Source organism: Paenibacillus sp. JL3B1040 (assembly GCF_057063165.1).
In genome coordinates this window covers 4884133-4904123 of record NZ_CM169317.1, presented here as the reverse complement: position 1 = coordinate 4904123, position 19991 = coordinate 4884133, and the positions used below count along the sequence as shown (strand labels likewise).

General features: G+C 55.0%; 17 protein-coding genes. 13 read left to right on the top strand and 4 right to left on the bottom strand.

Annotated features, from left to right (window positions below; all coding sequences use genetic code 11):
- The first annotated feature begins 34 nt into the window (after window positions 1-34).
- Window positions 35-1327 carry a homocysteine synthase gene (locus ACZF99_RS22545; protein WP_483607184.1) on the top strand — a complete coding sequence of 431 codons (1293 nt, stop codon included), beginning with the start codon at window positions 35-37 and terminating at the stop codon, window positions 1325-1327.
- 635 nt (window positions 1328-1962) lie between these two features.
- Here the strand turns inward: ACZF99_RS22545 and ACZF99_RS22540 are convergent.
- The 3 genes from ACZF99_RS22540 to ACZF99_RS22530 are packed head-to-tail and all read right to left on the bottom strand — an operon-like array spanning window position 1963 to window position 3918.
- Window positions 1963-3048 carry a DUF4097 family beta strand repeat-containing protein gene (locus tag ACZF99_RS22540; protein ID WP_483607183.1) on the bottom strand — a complete coding sequence of 362 codons (1086 nt, stop codon included), beginning with the start codon at window positions 3046-3048 and terminating at the stop codon, window positions 1963-1965.
- On the bottom strand, window positions 3045-3599 hold the full coding sequence (locus ACZF99_RS22535; RefSeq protein WP_483607182.1) for an HAAS signaling domain-containing protein: 555 nt from the start codon (window positions 3597-3599) through the stop codon (window positions 3045-3047). Before ACZF99_RS22535 ends, ACZF99_RS22540 begins: the two co-directional genes overlap by 4 nt.
- Window positions 3586-3918, bottom strand: coding sequence for a PadR family transcriptional regulator (locus tag ACZF99_RS22530; protein WP_483607181.1), 333 nt, complete (start codon window positions 3916-3918; stop codon window positions 3586-3588). The genes ACZF99_RS22535 and ACZF99_RS22530 overlap by 14 nt, the downstream gene beginning before the upstream one ends.
- A 357-nt stretch (window positions 3919-4275) precedes the next feature.
- Here ACZF99_RS22530 and ACZF99_RS22525 point away from each other — a divergent pair, with 357 nt between their 5' ends.
- The 11 genes from ACZF99_RS22525 to ACZF99_RS22475 all read left to right on the top strand — a co-directional run bounded on the left by ACZF99_RS22525 (window position 4276) and on the right by ACZF99_RS22475 (window position 18342).
- Window positions 4276-6216 (top strand): heavy metal translocating P-type ATPase, encoded by a 1941-nt coding sequence (locus ACZF99_RS22525; RefSeq protein WP_483607180.1) that lies wholly within the window; start codon window positions 4276-4278, stop codon window positions 6214-6216.
- A 164-nt stretch (window positions 6217-6380) separates the two neighbouring features.
- Window positions 6381-7325, top strand: a complete 945-nt coding sequence (gene trxB / locus ACZF99_RS22520) for a thioredoxin-disulfide reductase (RefSeq protein WP_483607179.1) — start codon at window positions 6381-6383, stop codon at window positions 7323-7325.
- Window positions 7326-7697: 372 nt separating this feature from the next.
- Window positions 7698-10007 carry a helix-turn-helix domain-containing protein gene (locus ACZF99_RS22515; protein ID WP_483607178.1) on the top strand — a complete coding sequence of 770 codons (2310 nt, stop codon included), beginning with the start codon at window positions 7698-7700 and terminating at the stop codon, window positions 10005-10007.
- Window positions 10008-10162: 155 nt separating this feature from the next.
- On the top strand, window positions 10163-11818 hold the full coding sequence (locus ACZF99_RS22510; RefSeq protein ID WP_483607177.1) for an extracellular solute-binding protein: 1656 nt from the start codon (window positions 10163-10165) through the stop codon (window positions 11816-11818).
- Window positions 11802-11942: a hypothetical protein gene (locus ACZF99_RS22505; protein ID WP_483607176.1), complete on the top strand. Its 141-nt coding sequence runs from the start codon at window positions 11802-11804 to the stop codon at window positions 11940-11942. Before ACZF99_RS22510 ends, ACZF99_RS22505 begins: the two co-directional genes overlap by 17 nt.
- A complete protein-coding gene (locus ACZF99_RS22500) occupies window positions 11923-12852 on the top strand; it encodes an ABC transporter permease (protein ID WP_483607175.1) in 930 nt (309 codons plus the stop codon). The genes ACZF99_RS22505 and ACZF99_RS22500 overlap by 20 nt, the downstream gene beginning before the upstream one ends.
- A gap of 15 nt (window positions 12853-12867) precedes the next feature.
- The gene (locus tag ACZF99_RS22495) at window positions 12868-13803 is read left to right on the top strand and encodes a carbohydrate ABC transporter permease (protein ID WP_483607174.1); all 936 of its coding nucleotides are present in this window, start codon (window positions 12868-12870) and stop codon (window positions 13801-13803) included.
- A 43-nt stretch (window positions 13804-13846) separates the two neighbouring features.
- Window positions 13847-15691 (top strand): hypothetical protein, encoded by a 1845-nt coding sequence (locus ACZF99_RS22490; RefSeq protein WP_483607173.1) that lies wholly within the window; start codon window positions 13847-13849, stop codon window positions 15689-15691.
- An 83-nt stretch (window positions 15692-15774) separates the two neighbouring features.
- Complete coding sequence (locus tag ACZF99_RS22485; protein ID WP_483607172.1) at window positions 15775-17106, top strand: hypothetical protein; 1332 nt, start codon at window positions 15775-15777, stop codon at window positions 17104-17106.
- Between the two features lie 60 nt (window positions 17107-17166).
- A complete protein-coding gene (tnpA, locus tag ACZF99_RS22480) occupies window positions 17167-17640 on the top strand; it encodes an IS200/IS605 family transposase (RefSeq protein WP_240268557.1) in 474 nt (157 codons plus the stop codon).
- Between the two features lie 141 nt (window positions 17641-17781).
- On the top strand, window positions 17782-18342 hold the full coding sequence (locus ACZF99_RS22475) for a hypothetical protein (RefSeq protein ID WP_483607171.1): 561 nt from the start codon (window positions 17782-17784) through the stop codon (window positions 18340-18342).
- Window positions 18343-18358: 16 nt separating this feature from the next.
- On the opposite strand, the gene ACZF99_RS22470 is transcribed toward ACZF99_RS22475, so the two are convergent.
- Entirely contained in the window at window positions 18359-18556 is a 198-nt protein-coding gene (locus tag ACZF99_RS22470) for a hypothetical protein (RefSeq protein ID WP_483607170.1), read from the bottom strand.
- Window positions 18557-18854: 298 nt separating this feature from the next.
- On the opposite strand from ACZF99_RS22470, the gene ACZF99_RS22465 reads away from it, so the two are divergent.
- Window positions 18855-19988 carry a transglutaminase domain-containing protein gene (locus tag ACZF99_RS22465; RefSeq protein ID WP_483607169.1) on the top strand — a complete coding sequence of 378 codons (1134 nt, stop codon included), beginning with the start codon at window positions 18855-18857 and terminating at the stop codon, window positions 19986-19988.
- The last annotated feature ends 3 nt before the right edge of the window (window positions 19989-19991 follow it).

Below are 19991 nucleotides of genomic sequence, written 5' to 3'. Positions count from 1 at the left end.
AGAGAATATGAAAAACATAAAGGAGGAATTATCCATGTCCCAAGAGCGTCAATTTGCCCCGGAAACGCTGGCGATCCACGCCGGCCAGGAGATCGACCCCACTACATACTCCCGGGCGGTCCCGCTGTACCAAACGACGTCCTACGGTTTTCGCGACACCGAGCATGCGGCCAACCTGTTTGGATTGAAGGAATTCGGCAATATTTATTCCCGGATCATGAATCCGACCAACGATGTGTTCGAGAAACGCGTGGCGGCGCTGGAAGGCGGCGTCGGGGCGCTTGCGACGGCCTCCGGCCAGGCAGCGATCACTTTCTCCATCTTGAATATCGCCGGAGCGGGCGACGAAATCGTATCTTCCACGACGCTCTACGGCGGCACGTATAACCTGTTTTCGACGACGCTGCCCAAGCTTGGCGTTCACGTGAAGTTCGTGGATTCCTCCAATCCGGAAAATTTCCGCGCCGCGATCACGGACAAGACGAAGGCGCTTTACGCCGAAACGATCGGCAACCCGAAAGGCGACGTGCTGGACATCGAGGCGGTGGCCGCGATCGCCCATGAGCACGGGATTCCGCTGATCGTCGACAATACGTTCCCCAGCCCGTACTTGCTGCGTCCGATCGAGTTCGGCGCGGACATCGTCGTGCATTCGGCGACCAAATTCATCGGCGGACACGGCACCTCGATCGGCGGCATCATCGTCGACAGCGGCAAATTCGATTGGGCGGCGAGCGGTAAGTTCCCGGGCCTCACCGAACCCGATCCCAGCTATCACGGCGTCGTTTACACGCAGGCGGTCGGACCGCTGGCGTACATCATCAAGGCACGCGTTCAACTGCAGCGCGATCTTGGCGCTTCGTTGTCGCCGTTTAACGCCTGGCTGCTGCTGCAAGGGCTGGAGACGCTGCATCTGCGCGTCGAACGCCACAGCCAAAACGCCTTAAAGGTGGCCCAGTACCTGGAGGCGCACGAGCAGGTGGAGTGGGTCAGCTACGCCGGACTTCCGAGCCATGAATCCTATAAGCTGGCGCAAAAATATCTGCCGAAAGGCCAAGGCGCCATCCTGACGTTCGAAATTCGCGGCGGCGTGGACGCCGGGCGCAAGCTGATCGAAAACGTGAAGTTGTTCTCGCATCTGGCCAACGTCGGCGATTCCAAGTCGCTGATCATCCATCCGGCCAGCACGACGCACCAACAGTTGACGGAAGCGGAGCAGTTGGCCGCCGGCGTGACGCCGGGCTTGATCCGCTTGTCCGTAGGGACGGAGTCGATCGACGACATCCTGTACGACTTGGAGCAGGCGATTGCCGCCAGCCAAGGTTGATGCATTGAGTTCGCAGCGAGCGGTCGCTTGCCCTACGGTAGGGCGGGCGGCCGCTTTGTGCTGTAATCGCCGCATTCGGACAGGGGAATACTAGGATTTGGATCGAGCCTAACACTCGCTGTCCGACGCATTGCATGATTATCCCGTTTGATCAGATCGCAGAGAAACAGCCAAACTCCGGATAAGAAATTAAGGTGTGAGAACATGACGGTGCAGTTTTTTCGTTCCATCACATTTTGTTCTTGATCTCACGTCCGGTCTGCTTCCCTTCTTCTGGCGCCCCTTGCCCCCTTAACGAAAGGGATAATTGTGCAAAGCAGCCACGCAGGGACAACAAGGTAACAACCGGCCGGCGAGGTTGTTGCGGTGCCGGCCAACCCGCCCCGTGTATCTTTGCGCTAACGCTTGCCACAACGCTTATTTGGCCGAAATGACGGGGATTTCTTTTCTAACGCTTGCCAGCACGCTTATAAGGGGGAAACCGCCCCTTTTCTTAGGAAAAGCGGGGGAATAAGCTCTCTGGCAAGCGTTACATGCAACGATTCCCCGTTCCGGCTCAAATAGCGTCGCTCACAAGCGTTAGATTTTCGCGCCGCCCCTCCTCCCTCCTTCCTCTTCCCCCTTGCCCAGGTTCGTTATTCCAATGTAAAATCGCCGCTGGTCGTGCTGGCTTTGACGGTGTATTTGGCGTCGCCGACCTTCCCTTCGATCTCTTGGTCCGTGCGTTTGTCGAATTCCATCCCGGCCACATCGATCCGGCCTTCCCCGGCCACGGTGTTGAAGCGGAGCGCGAAGGCTTGCGACTTCTTTAAGGCGATACCGATGTCGCCGGAAGTGGTTTGAGCCGTGAGGTCTCCGTCCAAAGGGTCGTTCCGCAGGTCAAGTTTCAAGTCGCCGCTTACCGATTTGATCTCCAGGCCGCCGCCTTGGAGATTGGAGCCTTCGATGGAACCGCTGCTGCTGTCCAGCGCCACCCGGGTCGCTTTGGCTTGGGTCAGTGTGATGTCGCCGCTTGCGGTTTGCACTTCGATCGATTGTTTGGCCTGCAGGCCAAAGGCTTCGACGTCGCCGCTGGCCGTGGTCACCGACAACCGGTCGAACGAGCGGGAAGGAAGATACACGGTCAGCGTCAAATCCGCGCGCAGGTTGCCGCCGTTTTTGCGCGACCGTTCCGTTGCCACGAACAGCGTGTCGCCTTGTTCGGTGATCAGCTCGTCGTCCTTAAAGTCGCTGCTCGCCTTGCCTTTCAGTTCGGCGCCGATCGCCGACGAGTCGGAGATGGCCAGCTTCACGTCGGCCGCCGCGGTTTGGATGACGATCTCCCGGATGCCTTTCCCGTCCATGCTTTCGGAACGGGAGACGTCCCTGATTTCCGGATCGTCAGAGAAATCGTCTTCCGGCAGTTCCAGATCATCCAGGCCGCTTAAACCGGCCGAAACGGCTTCGTCTACGACCCCCGCGACTTCCTTCATGATCCCGTCCACCATGCCGGCCGTTCCTTCCATCATCCCGTCGTGGAAATCCCGGATCGCGCCGTCCAAATCCTGCGGGGGCTCTTGCCGTTCCGCCGCCTTCCCGCGTTCGCCCGAGCCGAATCCGGTGTCAGCGCGATCCGGAAATAAGCCGATCGCCGCAAACGTGTTTGTTTTGGGAATCGTAACGATGGTCCCAATGACCCCGATGACCAGCATAGCGACGGCAAAGTAAACGATCTTTTTCATAACGGCGTTCCTCCTTGAATTCCGGCTTTTGTTTTGACCAGACGCATGATCGCGCCGTACCCCCATCCCGCAAATTGCCGCAGTCCCACCGCCAGCAACAAACCTAAGCTAAACAGGGTCATCGTGGCGAACAAGTTGAACAGGAACAGTTCAAAACCGCGCTGCAAGAGCGCGACAATGATCAGCAGCGGGCTCAGCAGCAGGGCGGCGGCAACGACCGTCAGCAAAGCGGCGGCCAACAGCCCAAGGCCAACGGGCAAGGCAACCGCAAAAATATTGATGAGGTTAATTCTGGCGACCTTCCATACGGCACGCATGATGTTGGAGAAGCTGCGCTTGTTCTCGGCGGCCGTAATGCTGTAATCGAGCAGCAGCTCTTTGGCCAGCAGAGCCGGGGTTCCCAGCTTCGCGATGATCGCTTCGTCGCTGTGGCCGGCAGCCGCGCCGGCTTCGAAATGCTCTTCGTAATCGTACAGGATCTCCTTTCTCTCTTCCGGCGGGATCCCGGCGAGCAAGCCTTCGAGGCTTTGCAAAAACTCAGTTCTCTCCATCTGAATTCGTCCCTTCTTCAATAAACTCGTTGACGGCTTTGGCAAACGGCATCCACTGCGCGATTAGCTGCGCCAACTGTTCGCGTCCCGATTCGGTAATCGCATAATATTTGCGCGGCGGCCCTTCCGAGGAATCGGACAAATAGCAGGTTAAATGCTTCTCTTTAGTGAGCCGCCTCAGGATCGGGTACAGCGTTCCTTCGGCAAGCTCGATTTTTTCGGTTATTTTCTGCGCCAGCTCGTAGCCGTAGCGGTCCTTCTTGGAGATCAAGACCAGGACGCAAAGCTCCAGCGCCCCCTTTTTAAACTGCGCATTCACGGGCATCACCTCGGGTATCCATGTCGTGGGTTCGCATATTCGGTCGTTAAGTAGACGTTGTTCAGTACTAGATAATAACCACTAGATGATCCCAGTATAATATTCTGTACTGAATATTGCAACCTAGTGTTTACAACTTGAGAAGGATAGCTTAAAATGAAGATAAAGTTTCACTAAACCAAAATTATTGTCCTAATACAAAAATGATTATCGTTCTCATTTGTAAGCTGCTCCGGGAAGATCCCGGGGCAGCTTGCGCCATTTTTGGGGGGTTAACAATAATATTCATTCTCAAGCCGGACGCTTGAACGAGTTCACGGTGCGAGTATTACGATTTTTAAGGAGGAGATCATCATTATGGAAGCCATCCATAGAAGAACCCTGCCGGCAGCGCAAAAAACCGCAAACCAACCCAATCCCGGCAAGCGCCGCCGCTTCGATTTGCTGCGAATGCTGCGTCATCGGGAAATGCTGCTGGCGCTGGGCAGCGGATTGCTCATGCTTGCGGCTTGGGGCATACAAGCGTGGATGCCGTGGGGCTCGGTGGCTTTATACATTGCCGCCTATACGGTCGGGGGTTACGTGAAGGCCCGGGAGGGATTGATTACCTTAGTGAAGGAGCGGGATCTGGACGTTAATCTGTTGATGATCGCCGCGGCGCTTGGGGCCGCCTCGATCGGTTATTGGAACGAAGGCGCGATGTTAATCTTTATCTTCGCATTAAGCGGCGCTTTGGAATCGTTCGCCGGCGACCGGAGCCGGAAGGATATCTCCGCACTGATCGCGATGAAGCCGGCAACCGCCCTGCGCGTCGGCGGAGACGGGATGGAGGAGGTGCCGGTGGAGGCGCTGGCGGTCGGCGACCTGCTGCTGGTCAAACCGGGCGAGGTGATTCCGGCGGACGGAACGATCCGGACCGGAGCTTCCGCGGTGAATCAAGCGGCGATCACCGGTGAATCGATTCCGGTCGACAAACGGCCGGGGGACGGTGTATATGCCGGGACGTTAAACGGGGAAGGAGCGATTTACGTCGAGGTGTCCAGCCCGGCGGAAGGCACCTTGTTCGCGAAAATCATCGCCCTCGTCGAGCAGGCCCAGCAGGAGGTGCCGGAGTCGCAGCGGTTCATCAAGCGGCTTGAAGGGATTTACGCCAAAACGGTCGTAGCCGCCACGCTGGCGTTGATCCTGATCACGCCGTGGCTGATCGGCTGGAGCTGGTCCTTCGCCTTTTATAAGGCGATGGTGTTCCTCGTCGTCGCTTCGCCGTGCGCCGTCGTCTCGTCGGTGATGCCGGCCATGCTCTCGGCGATGTCGAAGAGCGCCCGCAAAGGCGTGCTGTTTAAAGGCGGGGCTCATATGGACCATCTGGGCGGCATCCGGGTCGTCGCCTTCGACAAAACCGGTACGCTGACGGAAGGCTCGCCGACGGTGACCGGGTTGTTCACCGCCGAGGGTTACGACCCGCGGGAGGTGTTGGCAGCTTGCGCTGCGGCGGAGAGCATGTCGGAGCATCCGCTGGCCAAGGCGATCGTGCGCAAGGCGGAAGCCGAGGGGATTTTGCTTCGCGGTGCGGAGGAGCTGCGGGCGCTGCCCGGCTGGGGCATCGAAGCGGAGGTTCTCGGCGCGACGTGGCGGGTCGGCAAGGCGGACGACGGCGATCCGCTGCTGCCGGAGCCGCTGGCCGAGCAGCTTCGCGCCTGGATCGCCGAAGGGCACACCGTGTCCGCCATTCAGCGGGACGGTGCGTATGCCGGCTTAATCGCGCTCCGCGACGAGGTTCGCCCGCAGGCCAAGGCCGCCATCGCCCGGCTGCATGAGCTGGGGCTCGCGGTCGCGATGCTGACGGGCGACCGCGGCGCGACCGCGAAGGCGCTGGCCGCGGAGATCGGCGTCGACCTCGTGTACGGCGATCTGCTCCCGCAGGAGAAGGTCGAGCACGTCAGGGCGCTGCGGGAGCGTTACGGCAGCGTTGCGATGGTCGGCGACGGCGTAAACGACGCACCGGCGCTGGCAGCGGCCACCGTGGGGATCGCCATGGGCGGTGGCGGCAGCGGCGCGGCGCTGGAAGTGGCGGACCTCGTGCTGATGAACGACAGCATCGAGCGGATCGCGGAGACGATATCGCTTGCCCGGCGGGCGCGGCGGATCGTGAAGCAGAATCTGATGTTTGCCGGTGCCGTCATCCTGATGCTGATCGTAAGCAACTTTGCTGCGGGCATACCGTTGCCGCTGGGCGTGGTCGGGCATGAGGGCAGCACGCTGCTGGTTATTTTGAACGGCCTGCGGTTGCTTCGTTGAGGACATTTTCGGCGGAAGGGGAACCCTTCATCATTCCTTCATGCAAACTTCACCGAACCCTGCCGCTACAATGATTGACAGGACGCCGCCGGGTTCACATAATTAGAGTCAAGCAATAATGATTTTTATTATTCGGATCAATCCATTTGAAGGGGCTTGAGGAGATGTATAAATCGATCATCATCGGCACCGGCCCGGCGGGACTGACCGCCGCGATTTATCTGGCCCGCGCCAACATGAATCCGCTGATTATCGAGGGTCCGCAGCCGGGCGGTCAATTGACGACGACGACGGAAGTGGAGAATTTCCCGGGGTTCCCGGAAGGGATCATGGGCCCGGAATTGATGGATAATATGCGCAAGCAAGCCGAACGTTTCGGTGCCGAATTCCGCACCGGCTGGGTGAACAGCGTCGACCTGAGCCAGCGCCCGTTCAAGCTGCAGGTGGAGGGACTCGGCGAGCTCGTAGCGGAGACGCTGGTTCTGTCCACTGGGGCAACGGCCAAGTATCTGGGCATCCCGGGCGAAGAGACGAACGTCGGGCGCGGCGTAAGCACTTGCGCGACTTGTGACGGTTTCTTCTTCCGCGGCAAAGAGATCGTCGTGGTGGGCGGCGGCGATTCCGCGCTGGAGGAAGCCGGCTTCCTGACCCGGTTCGCCTCAAAGGTCACGCTGGTGCACCGCCGCGACGAGCTGCGGGCTTCGAAAATCATGCAGGATCGCGTACGCAGCAACGAGAAGATCGAAATGGCGCTCAACCGTACGCCGCTGGAAGTTATCGCCGGCGAGCATGGGGTCACCGGTCTGAAGGTGCGCAACAACGAGACCGGCGAGCAGGAAGTCATTCCGGCAAGCGGCGTCTTCGTGGCGATCGGCCATCATCCGAACACCTCGTTCCTGGGCGGGCAAATCGAGCTCGATGCGAACGGCTACATCGTGGTGAAGCCGGGGACTTCCGAGACCAACGTTCCGGGCGTCTTCGCTTGCGGCGACGTGCAGGATACCCGCTACCGTCAAGCGATCACCGCCGCGGGAAGCGGTTGTATGGCCGCGATCGACTGCGAGAAATTCATCGAAAGCCAAGAACATGAGGCGGTCGCCGCAAAGTAATCAATAAAGGAAGACCCCATCATGGAAAACGCGATTAAGCAGAAGATCGACGCTTTCCGGTGATGGAGACGGGCATTGCGAGTGGGAGAACCATCCGCAATGCCCTTTTTTTCTTTACCTCCGTTCAAACGGTATTATCAGGCTGATCCGCGAGGCGATAACGAATTCGGGCAGGACAAACCGTTCGTTCGGCTGGATTATCGTACTCTATGACAGAGCATACAAAAAATTGGAGGTTTAACTTTGAAACGTTCTCCTTTACCTTTATTGTAAGCGATTACACCTGAAAATCCGGCTGTTTATCCGCTGTATTTTATATGCCGCCGACAATCCTGAAGCCGGTCTTTTTCAATTATTGCAAGGGGGCGCATCATGGTTACCGAGTTTATAAAGAGACATCCGTCCTGGTTGATTTTCGGCAAGCGCTTCATGAAATACGGTCTTATTTTGGCCATTCTCATGCTGATGATCATTCCGCTGTATTTCAAATCTTATACGTTGGCCAAGCAGTTGACGCTGGATAAAAGCGAATCCAAGCTGTTGGACGGTGTGGAGTCGTTGGAGCAGCAGGTGCTGCGGGCCCAAACCATTACCAATCTGCTGCACCAGGAGGAATCGTTCAAGCATTTGTTTTTTCTAGAAGGTGTTCCGTCCAGCGGATACTACATGGACATCAAAGTGGTGCAGACCAAATTAAAAAGCCTGGCGCTGACCCAGGATATGTATTCCAACGTGTACATCCGCTTCAAGGACAATCCGGTATTTATCTCCAACTATATTTCATCGGACGACTATGAAGATGTGTATGCCCGTTACTACCGGTACGGAAACCTTTCGGCGGAAGAGTGGCAGGATCGGCTGTTCGGCGAGAACTACACGATGAAGCTGTTTCCGGCCAAGGAGGTATTCTCTTCTTATTACAGCCGACGGCCGTTCGACGGCATTACGGCCGTCATTAACAATTCCTATTTCAATGCGTTTGAGCAAAAAAGCGTCCTGGCCATTGACATGGACCGTGAGGATCTTGTGGACAAGCTGCTGTATGCGGATCAGACGGATGATCATTTCGTCTACATTGTCGACAGCGAAGGCCGTATTTTGCTGTCACACAATTACGAAATCGGGGATCCGCTGGAAACGGCGGGAACGCTTGCCGAAATTGAGATTTCGGGCGGCAAGTATATCTTGCTTACGCGTTCAAGCGAACTGCTGGGGCTTCAGGTCGTAGTCGGCATCCCGGCGGGAGCCTTCGAGGAAAACGTTAATTCCTTGCTCGAACTTGTAGTGCTCTACGTCGTGGCGGGTATGGCACTTACCGTGCTGCTGGCATTCCTTTTTTCGATGAGGGAGGCGATCTCTTTGAAGAAGCTGGTAGAGACGGCGGCAAGGTCGACCCAGAAGGGCTTTACGCTCCGCAACGAATTCGAGTACCTTGACAACGCCTTTACCGAGATTCACACGCTCAACGAACAGCAGCATGGGCGGATCGAAGCGTTGAACGATTCCATTAAATATTCCATTGCCAAGCATATGCTAATTCTGGGCGCCTTTACGGAGCGGGAAAAGGAAGAGGCGGAGAGCTATTTCGGCTCCGCATTCGAGCGGTTTTGTGTGGTGAAAGCCATATACAAGGTGAACGGCCCCCATGCAGGACTCAAGGCCGTGCAGCAAAATATCGGACTGCAGTTGGAGGAACGGTTTAACGCCGTCATGCGCCATCGTCCGCTTGCCCTCAATTTTCATGCCAACGAAACGGTCTTTATGCTGTTTTTCGATCCGGAGGAAAATGCGGTAGGGCGTTCGGATATCAAAACGCGGTTGTCGGAGCTCATCCGTTCGTTGAATGCCGAGACGTCGCTGGCGGTGACGGTAAGTATCGGCGTCAGCGAAATCATGTCCGGTCCGGAGCAGGCCAAGGCAGCTTATCAGCAAGCGAAATACGCCCTAGGTATCAATGAGAACGAGGTAGCCAGCGGGGTGTATCTATTTGAACCTCCTTCCGATTCCGATACTCGTCCGGCTTTCGATAATGCCGTGCTGCTGAAGCTGTACGATGCCCTGATCGCTGGCGAGAAAAGCCTGGTATCGCAAATATTGGATGATTGTCTCGGACTTCTGGCCGGCTACTCCCTGACAGAGCAGGAGCAGTTGCAGATCTTTTTCTCCGTCCGGCAGACGGTGTTCAGCGCCCACAAGGTGATCGGCGGAGACAAGAGCGGTTCGGGCGGACAAGCGCTGACCATTCCGGCTTACGACCAGTCGCAGGATATTATCCGGCTGGCGGACCGCCTGCGGAGGACGGCGTTCGATTTATGCGACATCGTCATAGGCAACAAGAAGAGCAACAACGACAGGCTGAAAACCGACATTTTAAATTATATCGGGGCGCATTACGGAGATCCTGGCCTTTCCGCCGGCGGTATCGCCAGCGAACTGCTTATTTCCGAAAAATATGTCTTTTCCTTCGTCAAGGAGCAGACCGGCAAAAGTCTGGGCAAATATATTGAAGAAATTCGGCTGCTGAACGCGGAGCAACTGCTTTTAACCACCGATTATTCCAACAACCGGGTTTGGAAGCTGTGCGGCTTTGGCAGCGAAAATACATTCTACCGGGCTTTCTCTAAAAAGCACGGCGTAACGCCGACCGTTTGGCGGGAAAACCAGTGCAATCTTACCGACTGACAATGAGGGGAGAATTGCCAGCGCCCCTGATCTTACCCAGTGACAGCGTAAAAGAGAAGTAACGGTTTTCACGGTGGGGGCAGGGGAATACAATCGACCTGTAAGCGATTACAAAATATTGTGGATCACACGATCACAAAAGGGAGGAATACCGTTTGACCCAACAGATAAGTCAAGGAAGGAAAGCGCTGACGGCAGGTTTGCTGGTTCTTGCCATGCTGGGAGCGCTGCTCTCGGCTTGCTCGCCGGGCAATCAACAGGCGAACGAGAGCGGAGCGGGAGGCGAATCGGCGGAAACGGGAGGACGCCCCGTCATTACGGTTGCCGTTCAGGCTAATCCGAATGTCGAGGACTATGAAACGAACCACTATACGAAGCTGGTCGAAGAGGCGATGAACGTCGATCTGGAGTTTCTGGAGCTGCCCAGCCAGGCAGAAGAAGCGTTAACCAAGCTTTCGCTAATGGTTTCCTCGGGGGCGGAACTGCCGGATGTCGTCAATATCTATTTGAATGAATCGACGGTTTACGATTATGCCGCCAAAGGCGTGTTCATCTCGCAGGATGATTATTTGAACGATCCGTCCCTGGCTCCCAATTTCCATAACATTCCGGATAGGGATTTTGTCTATAATTCGATGAAGCTGCCGGACGGCAAAGTGTATGCGTTGCCAAGATACACGCCGTACGAATGGAACGAAGGTTCCAACCGGGCTTGGATCAACAGCGAATGGCTGGAGAAGCTGAATCTGGAAATACCGGAAACGACGGACGATCTGTACAATGTTTTGAAAGCGTTTGTAGAGCAGGATCCGAACGGAAACAGCAAGAAGGACGAAATCGGCGTTGTCGGCTCACTGAACGGCTGGTCTCAGAACCCGCGTGTTTATTTAATGAACGCTTTTATTTACGCCGATCCGGGCAAGAGCTACATGAATGTGAAGGACGGTCAGGTCTACCCGGCTTTCACTCAGCCTGAATGGAAGGAAGGACTGGAGTATATGAACAAGCTCGTTAAAGACGGCCTGTTCTCGTCCTTGTCCTTCACCCAGGACGAGACGCAGATGAAGGCGCTGATTAATGTGCCGGGCGGAATGGCCGGTGTGGTGACGGCCGGCAGTTACAGCACGTTTGGTCCAGAACTGGAGAACAAAATGACGCTGCTGCCTCCAGTCAAGGGACCGTCCGGCCTGGCGGCGACGCCGTACAGCCCTTCCCTGCCGACTCAATTGTGGTTCATTACGAAGGATGCGAAGGATCCCGAGCTTGCCTTCAAAGTCGGCGATTCCATGCTTAATCCCGAATTGTCGCTCGTGAGCCGTTACGGCGAGAAGGATGTGGACTGGAGCGACGACCCTGCTGTCACGGCGGAATACCTTGGTCCGTTTGAAGAATCGGAAGGGCTGGCCGCAGGCTTAGCCGAACTGAATCCGTCAATCTGGAACAATCCGCAGAATAAGCACTGGAACGATGCCAACCCTGCCTACCGCCCGCTCGAAATCAGCAAAACGGCCTCCAATCTGAAGAAAGGTGCGGAAAATCCACTGCCGAACTGGCAGCCTGCTTATGCGGAAGGATATGTGCCAACCTTCCCGGATGAGGTAATCGTCAAGCTGAACTATCTGCCCGATGAGCTGAGAGAAATCGCCAACAGCAAAACGGCGATCGACAACTACGTCAACGAAAGCGCCGTTGCCTTTATCACCGGCAACCGTCCGCTGTCCCAGTGGGACGATTATATCGCCGAACTGAACAAAATGGGGCTTAAGCAATATTTGGAAGTTACTCAAGCCGCCTATGAACGTTCGAAGTAACGGCGGGGCCGATCAATTATTCGGGACGAACCTGGCCCGGGAAGCGGGTTTGCTGTATGCCCGGCTCCCGGGCCGGCGTTTCCGGCCCAGAACGGAGAGCAACTATGCGAGCATCTGTATTTAATTGGCTGAAAAAAGAAGTTTTGCCGAGCTGGCAGCTGTACCTGTTTCTCATTCCGGCCACCGTGTACATCATCATCTTTGCTTATGTCCCGATGGCAGGCGTTCAGATTGCCTTTAAAAACTACGATTTCAACCTGGGAATCTGGGGCAGTGAATGGATCGGATTGGACAATTTTAGGCGGTTCTTCGATTCCTATCAGTTTACGACCCTTATTTGGAACACCATTAGCCTGTCCATGTACAGTCTGCTGATTTCCTTTCCTTTGCCGATTCTGTTTGCCCTGGTGCTTAATTCGTTTACGGGGCTGAAATTTAAAAAAATCGTACAATCCGTTTCTTATATGCCGCATTTTATTTCGACGGTTGTCATCGTCGGCATGCTGGTTCAGCTCTTCAATCCGCGTACAGGAGCTTTTGGAGCGCTGTATTCGTTCTTTACCGGTGAAATACTGCCGGACGCCTTCGCCAATCCGGGTGCTTTCCAGCACTTGTATGTCTGGTCCGGCATTTGGCAGGGCATCGGCTGGAGCAGCATCATTTACATCGCCGCCTTGTCTTCCGTTGACGAGCATTTGCACGAGGCCGCTCAAATCGACGGCGCTTCGCGTCTGCAGCGGGTGCGGCATATCGATTTTCCGTCCATTTTGCCTACGGCTACCATCATGCTGATACTTGCGGTCGGCAATATCATGGAAGTTGGATTCGAGAAAGTGTTCCTCATGCAGAATGAATTGAATATTTCGAGAAGCGAAGTCATCTCCACTTATGTATATAAGGTAGGGTTGACGATCGGCACGGGCGATTTCTCGTTTGCGACTGCGATTGGCCTGTTTAATTCACTCATCAACTTTGTGCTGTTGATTATGGTGAACTACGCCGCCAAGAAATTCAGCGATACCAGCCTGTGGTAAGGAGGGAGACCGACAATGGGCCAGACCCACGTGCAAATGAATGCAACCAAAGCGAAAAAAAAGAAATTTTCAACGCATCCGACTTCGGATAAAGTGTATTACATCATTTCCGGCTTTATTTTGACTTTTATTCTAATCGCTGTGTCTTATCCGCTTATTTACGTGCTTTCGGCTTCCTTCTCTTCCGGCAATGCCGTATCGTCCGGTCAGGTTCTGCTTTGGCCTGTCGATTTCAGTCTGGAAGGTTATGAAGCTGTATTCAAAAACAAAGATATCGTCAGAGCTTACGGCAACACGTTTCTGTATACCATTCTGGGAACGCTGGTGAATGTCAGTGTCGTTATGACCTGCGCCTACGCGCTTTCCAGACCGGGGCTGAAGGGTAGAGGCTTCTTTATGTTTCTGTTCACGTTCACGATGTTTTTCAGCGGCGGCCTGATTCCGTTCTATATTTTGATGAAAGACCTCCATCTGATCAACACCATTTGGGCGATGGTGCTTCCGGGCGCGCTTTCCGTGTACAACATGATTATCGCACGAACCTTTATCCAGTCTTCCATTCCGGGAGAGCTGATCGAAGCGACCAGCATCGACGGCTGCAGCGATGTACGCTTTTTCTTCTCCTTCGTGGTGCCGCTGTCCAAAGCGGTCATCGCGGTCATCACGCTGTTCGCGGCGGTGGGCCACTGGAACGCCTATTTCAATGCTTTGATGTATCTGAATGACCGCTCGCTGTACCCGCTGCAAATTATTTTGCGGGAAATTCTGATCATGAACCAGGTGGATGTCAGCATGATTATGGACCCTGAATTGCAGGTGGCCAAAGCCCAGGCGGCGGCCGTGCTGAAGTATTCCCTGATTGTCGTGGCGACGGTTCCGATTTTGTGCGTGTACCCGTTCATTCAGAAATATTTTGTCAAAGGGGTGATGATCGGTTCGCTGAAGGGCTGAAGGCTTCGGCTGCGTGGCCGACTAGGGAGTTGAGTCAAAGGACATGAGTCCATTAAGAGATTTGCAGCCGCTTTCCGGCGCCGATCTGTTTGCATATATCGACGCGCTGGAGCGGAATGCGGCTTTTGAGCCGACCGGTTTTTGCAAAGACGTCTATCTTGATCTGATGGAATGGTCGATTCAGGAATACGGGCTGGAGCAAGCAGACAAGACCTGGGGAACGGACCGGCAGGGGCGTCCGCAGGATCTCCAGACCTACTGCCGCGTTGTCTCCGTTCTGGCCGGGTTGATGGCGGGCGGACGTAAGCGTGAACTTTTTCCTCTATGGGAGAGCATGATGGAGACGGGCTGCCGGGAATTGCCGCGAACGACGGGCAATCAGATGGCTGATTTCAGTACCAAGGAACTGCTGCTGGCCTATAAGGCGATGAAGTCGCATGTTTCCGCAGAACAATCCGCAGAATGGAAAAATGAATTAACCCGCATTGATCCTGCGGTCAATTATGTTTATTCGCTGGCTTCCGTTTCCGAACCTGAACGGCTGCACAATATCAACATTTACAACATGACCGGCGAATATTTGCGGGAAACGGAAGGAATGACAAGCGCCACCGGTTATTTGGCCGAGCATTGGCCGGTGCAGTTACGTAAATTCGACGGAAACGGGATGTATATGGACCCGGGCTGTCCGCTGTTGTACGATCTGGCGACCCGCTGCCACATCCAACTGATGTTGGCGGCCGGGTATCGGGGAGCGTTTCAGGAAGAACTGAACCGAAAGCTAGCAGACGGCGGAATGATGACCTTGTTCATGCAGTCTGCCGCCGGTCATTTTCCTTATGGAGGACGCAGCAGCCAGTTCCATTTCAACGAAGCACTGGCGGCGGCCTGCGCGGAATTTGAAGCCGCGCGGTACCGACAGCAGGGGAACCTCAAGTTGGCCGGCGCTTTCAAACGAAGCGCAAGATTGTCGGTGCAGGCTATCCAGCGCTGGGTCCGTGATATTGCGCCGCCACGTCATGTCAAAAATCACTACGGCATCCGTTCCGGCTACGGGACGGAATCCTACGCGTATTATGACAAGTATATGATTACGCTAGGCAGCTTCGCTTATATGGCCTATTTGTTCGCGGAGGATGATATTGCCGAAGAGCCTTGTCCTGCCGAAAGCGGGGGATATGTGCTGGCGACCTCGGAGCACTTCCACAAAGTGTTTGCCTCTGCCGGAGGCCAATCAGTGCAATTGGATACTGCCGCCGATCACCGTTACGACTCCACGGGACTGGGAAGATATCACCGTCAGGGTGTTCCCGCGGAACTGGCATTGTCCAGCCCGCTGTGCGCCGCGCCTGAATACCGGTTGCCCGGAGGGCTCCGGTCCCTGAACGCTGCGATTGGTCCGGGCTGGGAGCGGCAGGACGGGACAGCGGTATATCTGGCCGATTTGAGCGGCGGGCTGGAGCATGAACTTCATGTCATCCGGCAAGACAGCGGCCGCGTGGAGTTCCGAATCGCCTATCGCGGTCAGGGTCTGCCGGAAGACGGGCGAGTAACGGAAAGATACGCTTTGTCGGATGAGGGGTTGGAGATTGTTTCCGAGCTTGCCGGGCAGGATTCGGGGCCTATTCTTTACCGGGTGCCCCTGTTCTGCGGTAATGGACAGGAATGGAGCGCGATAACGGCGGAGCGGCATGCCGTAAATGTCGCGTTGGGCCCCTTCCGCTATACAGTTGGCGCAACCGGCTGCTTCTTCGAGATAGAGGAAGAACACTGCGGAAACCGGAACGGGGAATACCGTCTGGCAGTGATCCGGTCGCCCGGTCCATCCTTGAGTCTTCGGCTTAAATTATGGACGGAAGCGGAACAGGGGACGGAAACGGGCGCATAAATCTCTTGGGCCGCAAGCTGGCGGGCATACAACAAATCAACCGGCTGGCATATCGCTGCAGCCGACCAAGGAGAGGAAAGCAAGTGAAGGTGGAATCAACAAATTTGGCCGAAATTACACAAAAAATGCCCAAAGCCGGACTGGAACTGTATTATGCCGACGGGAACGCGGAGGCGTTCTGGCAATACGTGAAGGAGAGCACCGCCTTCCGCAGCGATCTGGAGGAAATCCGCTCAGAGGGAGAGCGTCTGCTGACGCTGCCTATTCCGGAGTTGAGCTATTCGCTATTTTCCCTGTTCAGAACGCAGGGGACAAGGCTGGAATATGAACGCGTTTATTTTGAACGGCGGCGTCGGCTTAACACCTTTGCTTTGCTGACGTTGCTGGAGCCGGAATCGAAGGAATACGAATCCGCCCTGTGCGAAATCGTATGGGCGATTTGCGGTGAACAGACCTGGTGCCTGCCGGCCCATGTGAACGGCACTTATTCCCTGGAAGGAGCCATCGACCTGTTCTCCTCGGAGACGGGCTTTGCTCTGGCCGAATTGAACGTGCTGCTGGGCGACCGGTTGCCGAAGTTTCTGCGCGTGCTGATTGCGGACCGGGTGGAGGAGCGGCTGTTCCGCCCTTATCTGGGTGGCGAATCCTTCTTCTGGGAAACGATCAATAACAACTGGGCGGCCGTATGCTCCGGATCCATTGGCGCGGCGGCGCTTCTCCAGATTGAGGATAAAGCACGGCTCGCCGCACTGCTGTCCAAAGTGCAGAATACGATGCTTTACTATTTGAATGGGCTGGGCGATGATGGTGGATGCCTGGAAGGATTGGGCTACTGGAATTACGGCTTCGGCTACTTCACCTATTATGCCGATCTGTTGAAGCGGATGAGCGGCGGTGCCCTGGACTGGTTCCGCGAGCCTAAGGTGAAGCGGATTGCGGCTTTCCAGCAGAAGAGTTTTCTCGGCAAAGACGCCGTCGCCAACTTCTCGGATACCCTGCCCCGTTCTAACGTGCAAATCGGCCTATCCTGCTACCTGGCGGAGTTATATCCGGGCGAGGTAGCGGCACCCCCGGCTTATTTGCGCGCCGATTTCCGCGAGGATCACTGCAGCCGCTGGGCGCCGGCTTTCCGCAATTTTATCTGGCGCAGCGCGGCGGTCTCCGCCGATTGGGACGCGGGCAGCTTCTATTTGCCGGATGCCCAGTGGATGATCTCGCGCGTGCAACAGGGAGAGACGGTTTTTGGTTTTGCCGCTAAGGGAGGGCATAACGACGAGCCGCATAACCATAACGATTTAGGGCAATTTCTGCTGGCCCGGGACGGCGAGTTTTATTTAGGCTTTAGCCAGTTGAGTACGCGAAGCGTGCGAAACAAAAAACCACCCGCTATGCGGGTGGAGGGAACGAGGGTTTGACCAACAAGACCATCCCGATAAAATTGAGATGTTCAGGCTCAATGAAAGGAATGGTCTTAGATGGCAAACAAGAACTACAGTCTTGCTCACACAAAGTGGATGTGCAAATACCATATTGTGTTCACCCCGAAGTATAGACGGAAAGAAATCTATAATCAAGTGAGGAAAGACTTGATCGAAATTTTCAAACGTCTATGTAAGTATAAAGGCGTGGAGATTCTAGAAGGTCATATGATGCCGGATCATGTACACATGTTGGTAGCCATTCCACCAAAGATATCCGTGTCATCTTTCATGGGATATCTGAAGGGAAAAAGTTCCCTCATGATCTTTGAGAAACATGCCCAATTAAAGTATAAATACGGGAACCGAAAATTTTGGGCGGAGGGATATTATGTGAGTACAGTGGGACTGAATGAAGCTACCGTAGCAAAGTATATTCGTGAACAAGAAGTACACGACCAGGCGATGGATAAGCTGAGTGTAAAAGAATATGAAGATCCGTTCAGCAGTAACGGTGGCAAGAAGAAGTAAACCAGTTTAACTGGTAAGTGAAGGTGACAAAATACACTGAGCCTGAACAATTTTATTGTCAGGCTAGCGTCTTTAGGCGCAGTTTGGCAACAGGGGGTTATACCCCAAGAGCAAACCACCCGTTGGACGGGTGGTTATGATTTGGCCGATCTCGGCAGCGGCGAATATACGCGAGAATATTTTGGGACGGAGCGGTACAGCTTCGATTGTAACGGCTCGCAGGGCCATTCCGTGCCGGTGATCGATGGCGTGCTTCAGAGCGAAGGCCGTGCGGCGGCGGCGAAGGTGCTGGCAGTTGAAACGGGTGAGGAGGAGGACCGGATCAGCCTGGAATTGGCTGCGGCTTATGCTGGCGGCAAGCTGAGCTCCTTCAAACGGCATTTCGTCTGGTCAAAAGGCGGCAGTCGGCCGCGACTCAAGCTTGAAGACGAGTTTGCGTTTGCTTCCGCTCCCGGAAGCGTGACGGAGCGGTTCGTGACCCTGATCGAGCCGATAGTGGGGGAAGGAACCGTGCGAATCGTCGGGGAAGGCGGGAGCGGAGTGGAGATTTCCTACGATCAGTCACTGCTGCGGCCGGAGATTGAAGCCCGCAGCTATCGCAATCATGCCGGGATCGACACGCCCTGGTATGCCCTGAATTTCCATCTGCTCCAGCCGGAAGAGTTCATCCGCGCAAGCTTTTTCTTTACGTATATTAATTAAGGATTGAGTAGAGATATTAACTGATAAGCCCGGCGACGAGTTGGAAGATAAGGTAACCTGCAACGCCGATACCGATCAAAAACAACCCCGCTTTTCGCCGTCCCTGGAACAACCTTAGCACCCCAAGACTGACCAAAGGGGCGATAATCAGCAAAAAAAACATGACAGCCAGAAACATTTCAATCGAGATATCCGAACTGTTTACAATCGTCATCGGTTCGTTCTCCGTTCCATCAGAATAATCGATATCAATAATGCTATGATTAAAATCACAATTGCGATATTTTTATTATACTCAAGTAGAACTCCCTTTTGTAGAAGACGAATGTGAAAATTAAACGTCGTTTTCGCGTCTTTTCTACGAACGTAGCGCCGATTTCAAGGTTTTGGACAAGCTGGGGTTTGTTCGACAAAACCTAGCAGCCTTTTACGGAATGCCTGTGTTACAATGGGCTTGAAAGATTGACAGAAGTATGATTTATGCAGCTTGACCGGAAGGTGAGGGGGGCCAGATGGGAAAGAAAATCGGGGAACTTTCAAAGGGTTGGCTCTTGACCGGGATAATCGGTGGTTTACTGCTAGGATCCGAACCGCTGGGCTGGGTTGCCGTCCCGGTTCATGCGGCTACGGAGCCGGCAACGGTCACGACCGCCAAACAACTGCAGACCAAGTTGGCGGAAGGGATGGAGGCGCGGAAAACGACGATTACCCTGAAATATAAAGGGTCGACCAAAAATTTGGAGAAGCAGTTGAAGCAGGCGGTTAACGATGCGCTTGACGCTGATCCGTATACGAAATATATCGTGGATCGTTACGTCTATTCCTGGCGGGGCACCACCGGTTCGGCCAAAATCACGCTGCAGGTCCATTACCGCGAAACGGCCGAACAAACCGCGTACGTTCGCCAAAGGGTCAAGGAAATTCTGAAGCAGCTGATCGAGCCGGGCATGAATGCCCATCAGAAAATCAAAGCGATTCACGATTACGTCGTACTGGGCTTGAAATACGATACCGATCTGCAAAAATATACGGCCTACGAGGGGCTGAAAACCGGCGAAGCGGTATGCCAAGGTTATGCCTTGCTGACTTATGAGCTGTTGAAGGAAGCGGGTATCGAGAGCCGTTTGGTTGAAGGAACGGCCGGAGACCAGCTGCATGCTTGGAATCTCGTGCGCCTCGACAACCGCTGGTATCATCTGGACGCCACCTGGAACGATCCGGTTCCCGATGTATCTCAGCGGGTGAACTACGGGTATTATTTGCGCACGGATGAACAGATGCGCAAAGATCATACCTGGATTGCGGAGGATTACCCTCCGGCCTCCGTGTCCTATCGAACGACGCTCCAGGCGTTGATCGAGGCGGGCGGGGCGAAGAAGGAGGCGTATCTGGCCCTGAAAACGGAGCTGGGATACGACTTGTATGACGCCGGCGCGGCGGTTTCCAACGCCAAAGGGTTGGCGGACCGGGTGAAGGACGGCCAGAAAACCGGTAAAGGCACGGTTACCGTGCGCTATGCCGGTTCGGATCGGCAACTGCTGGAGGACCTGGCCGGGCTGTACGACCTGGGCCTCCGCAATATCCGTTATTTGATGCAGCCGTTGGACGGCACGGAGGATTTGCGGGTCGAAATCCATTGGGAATAAAAT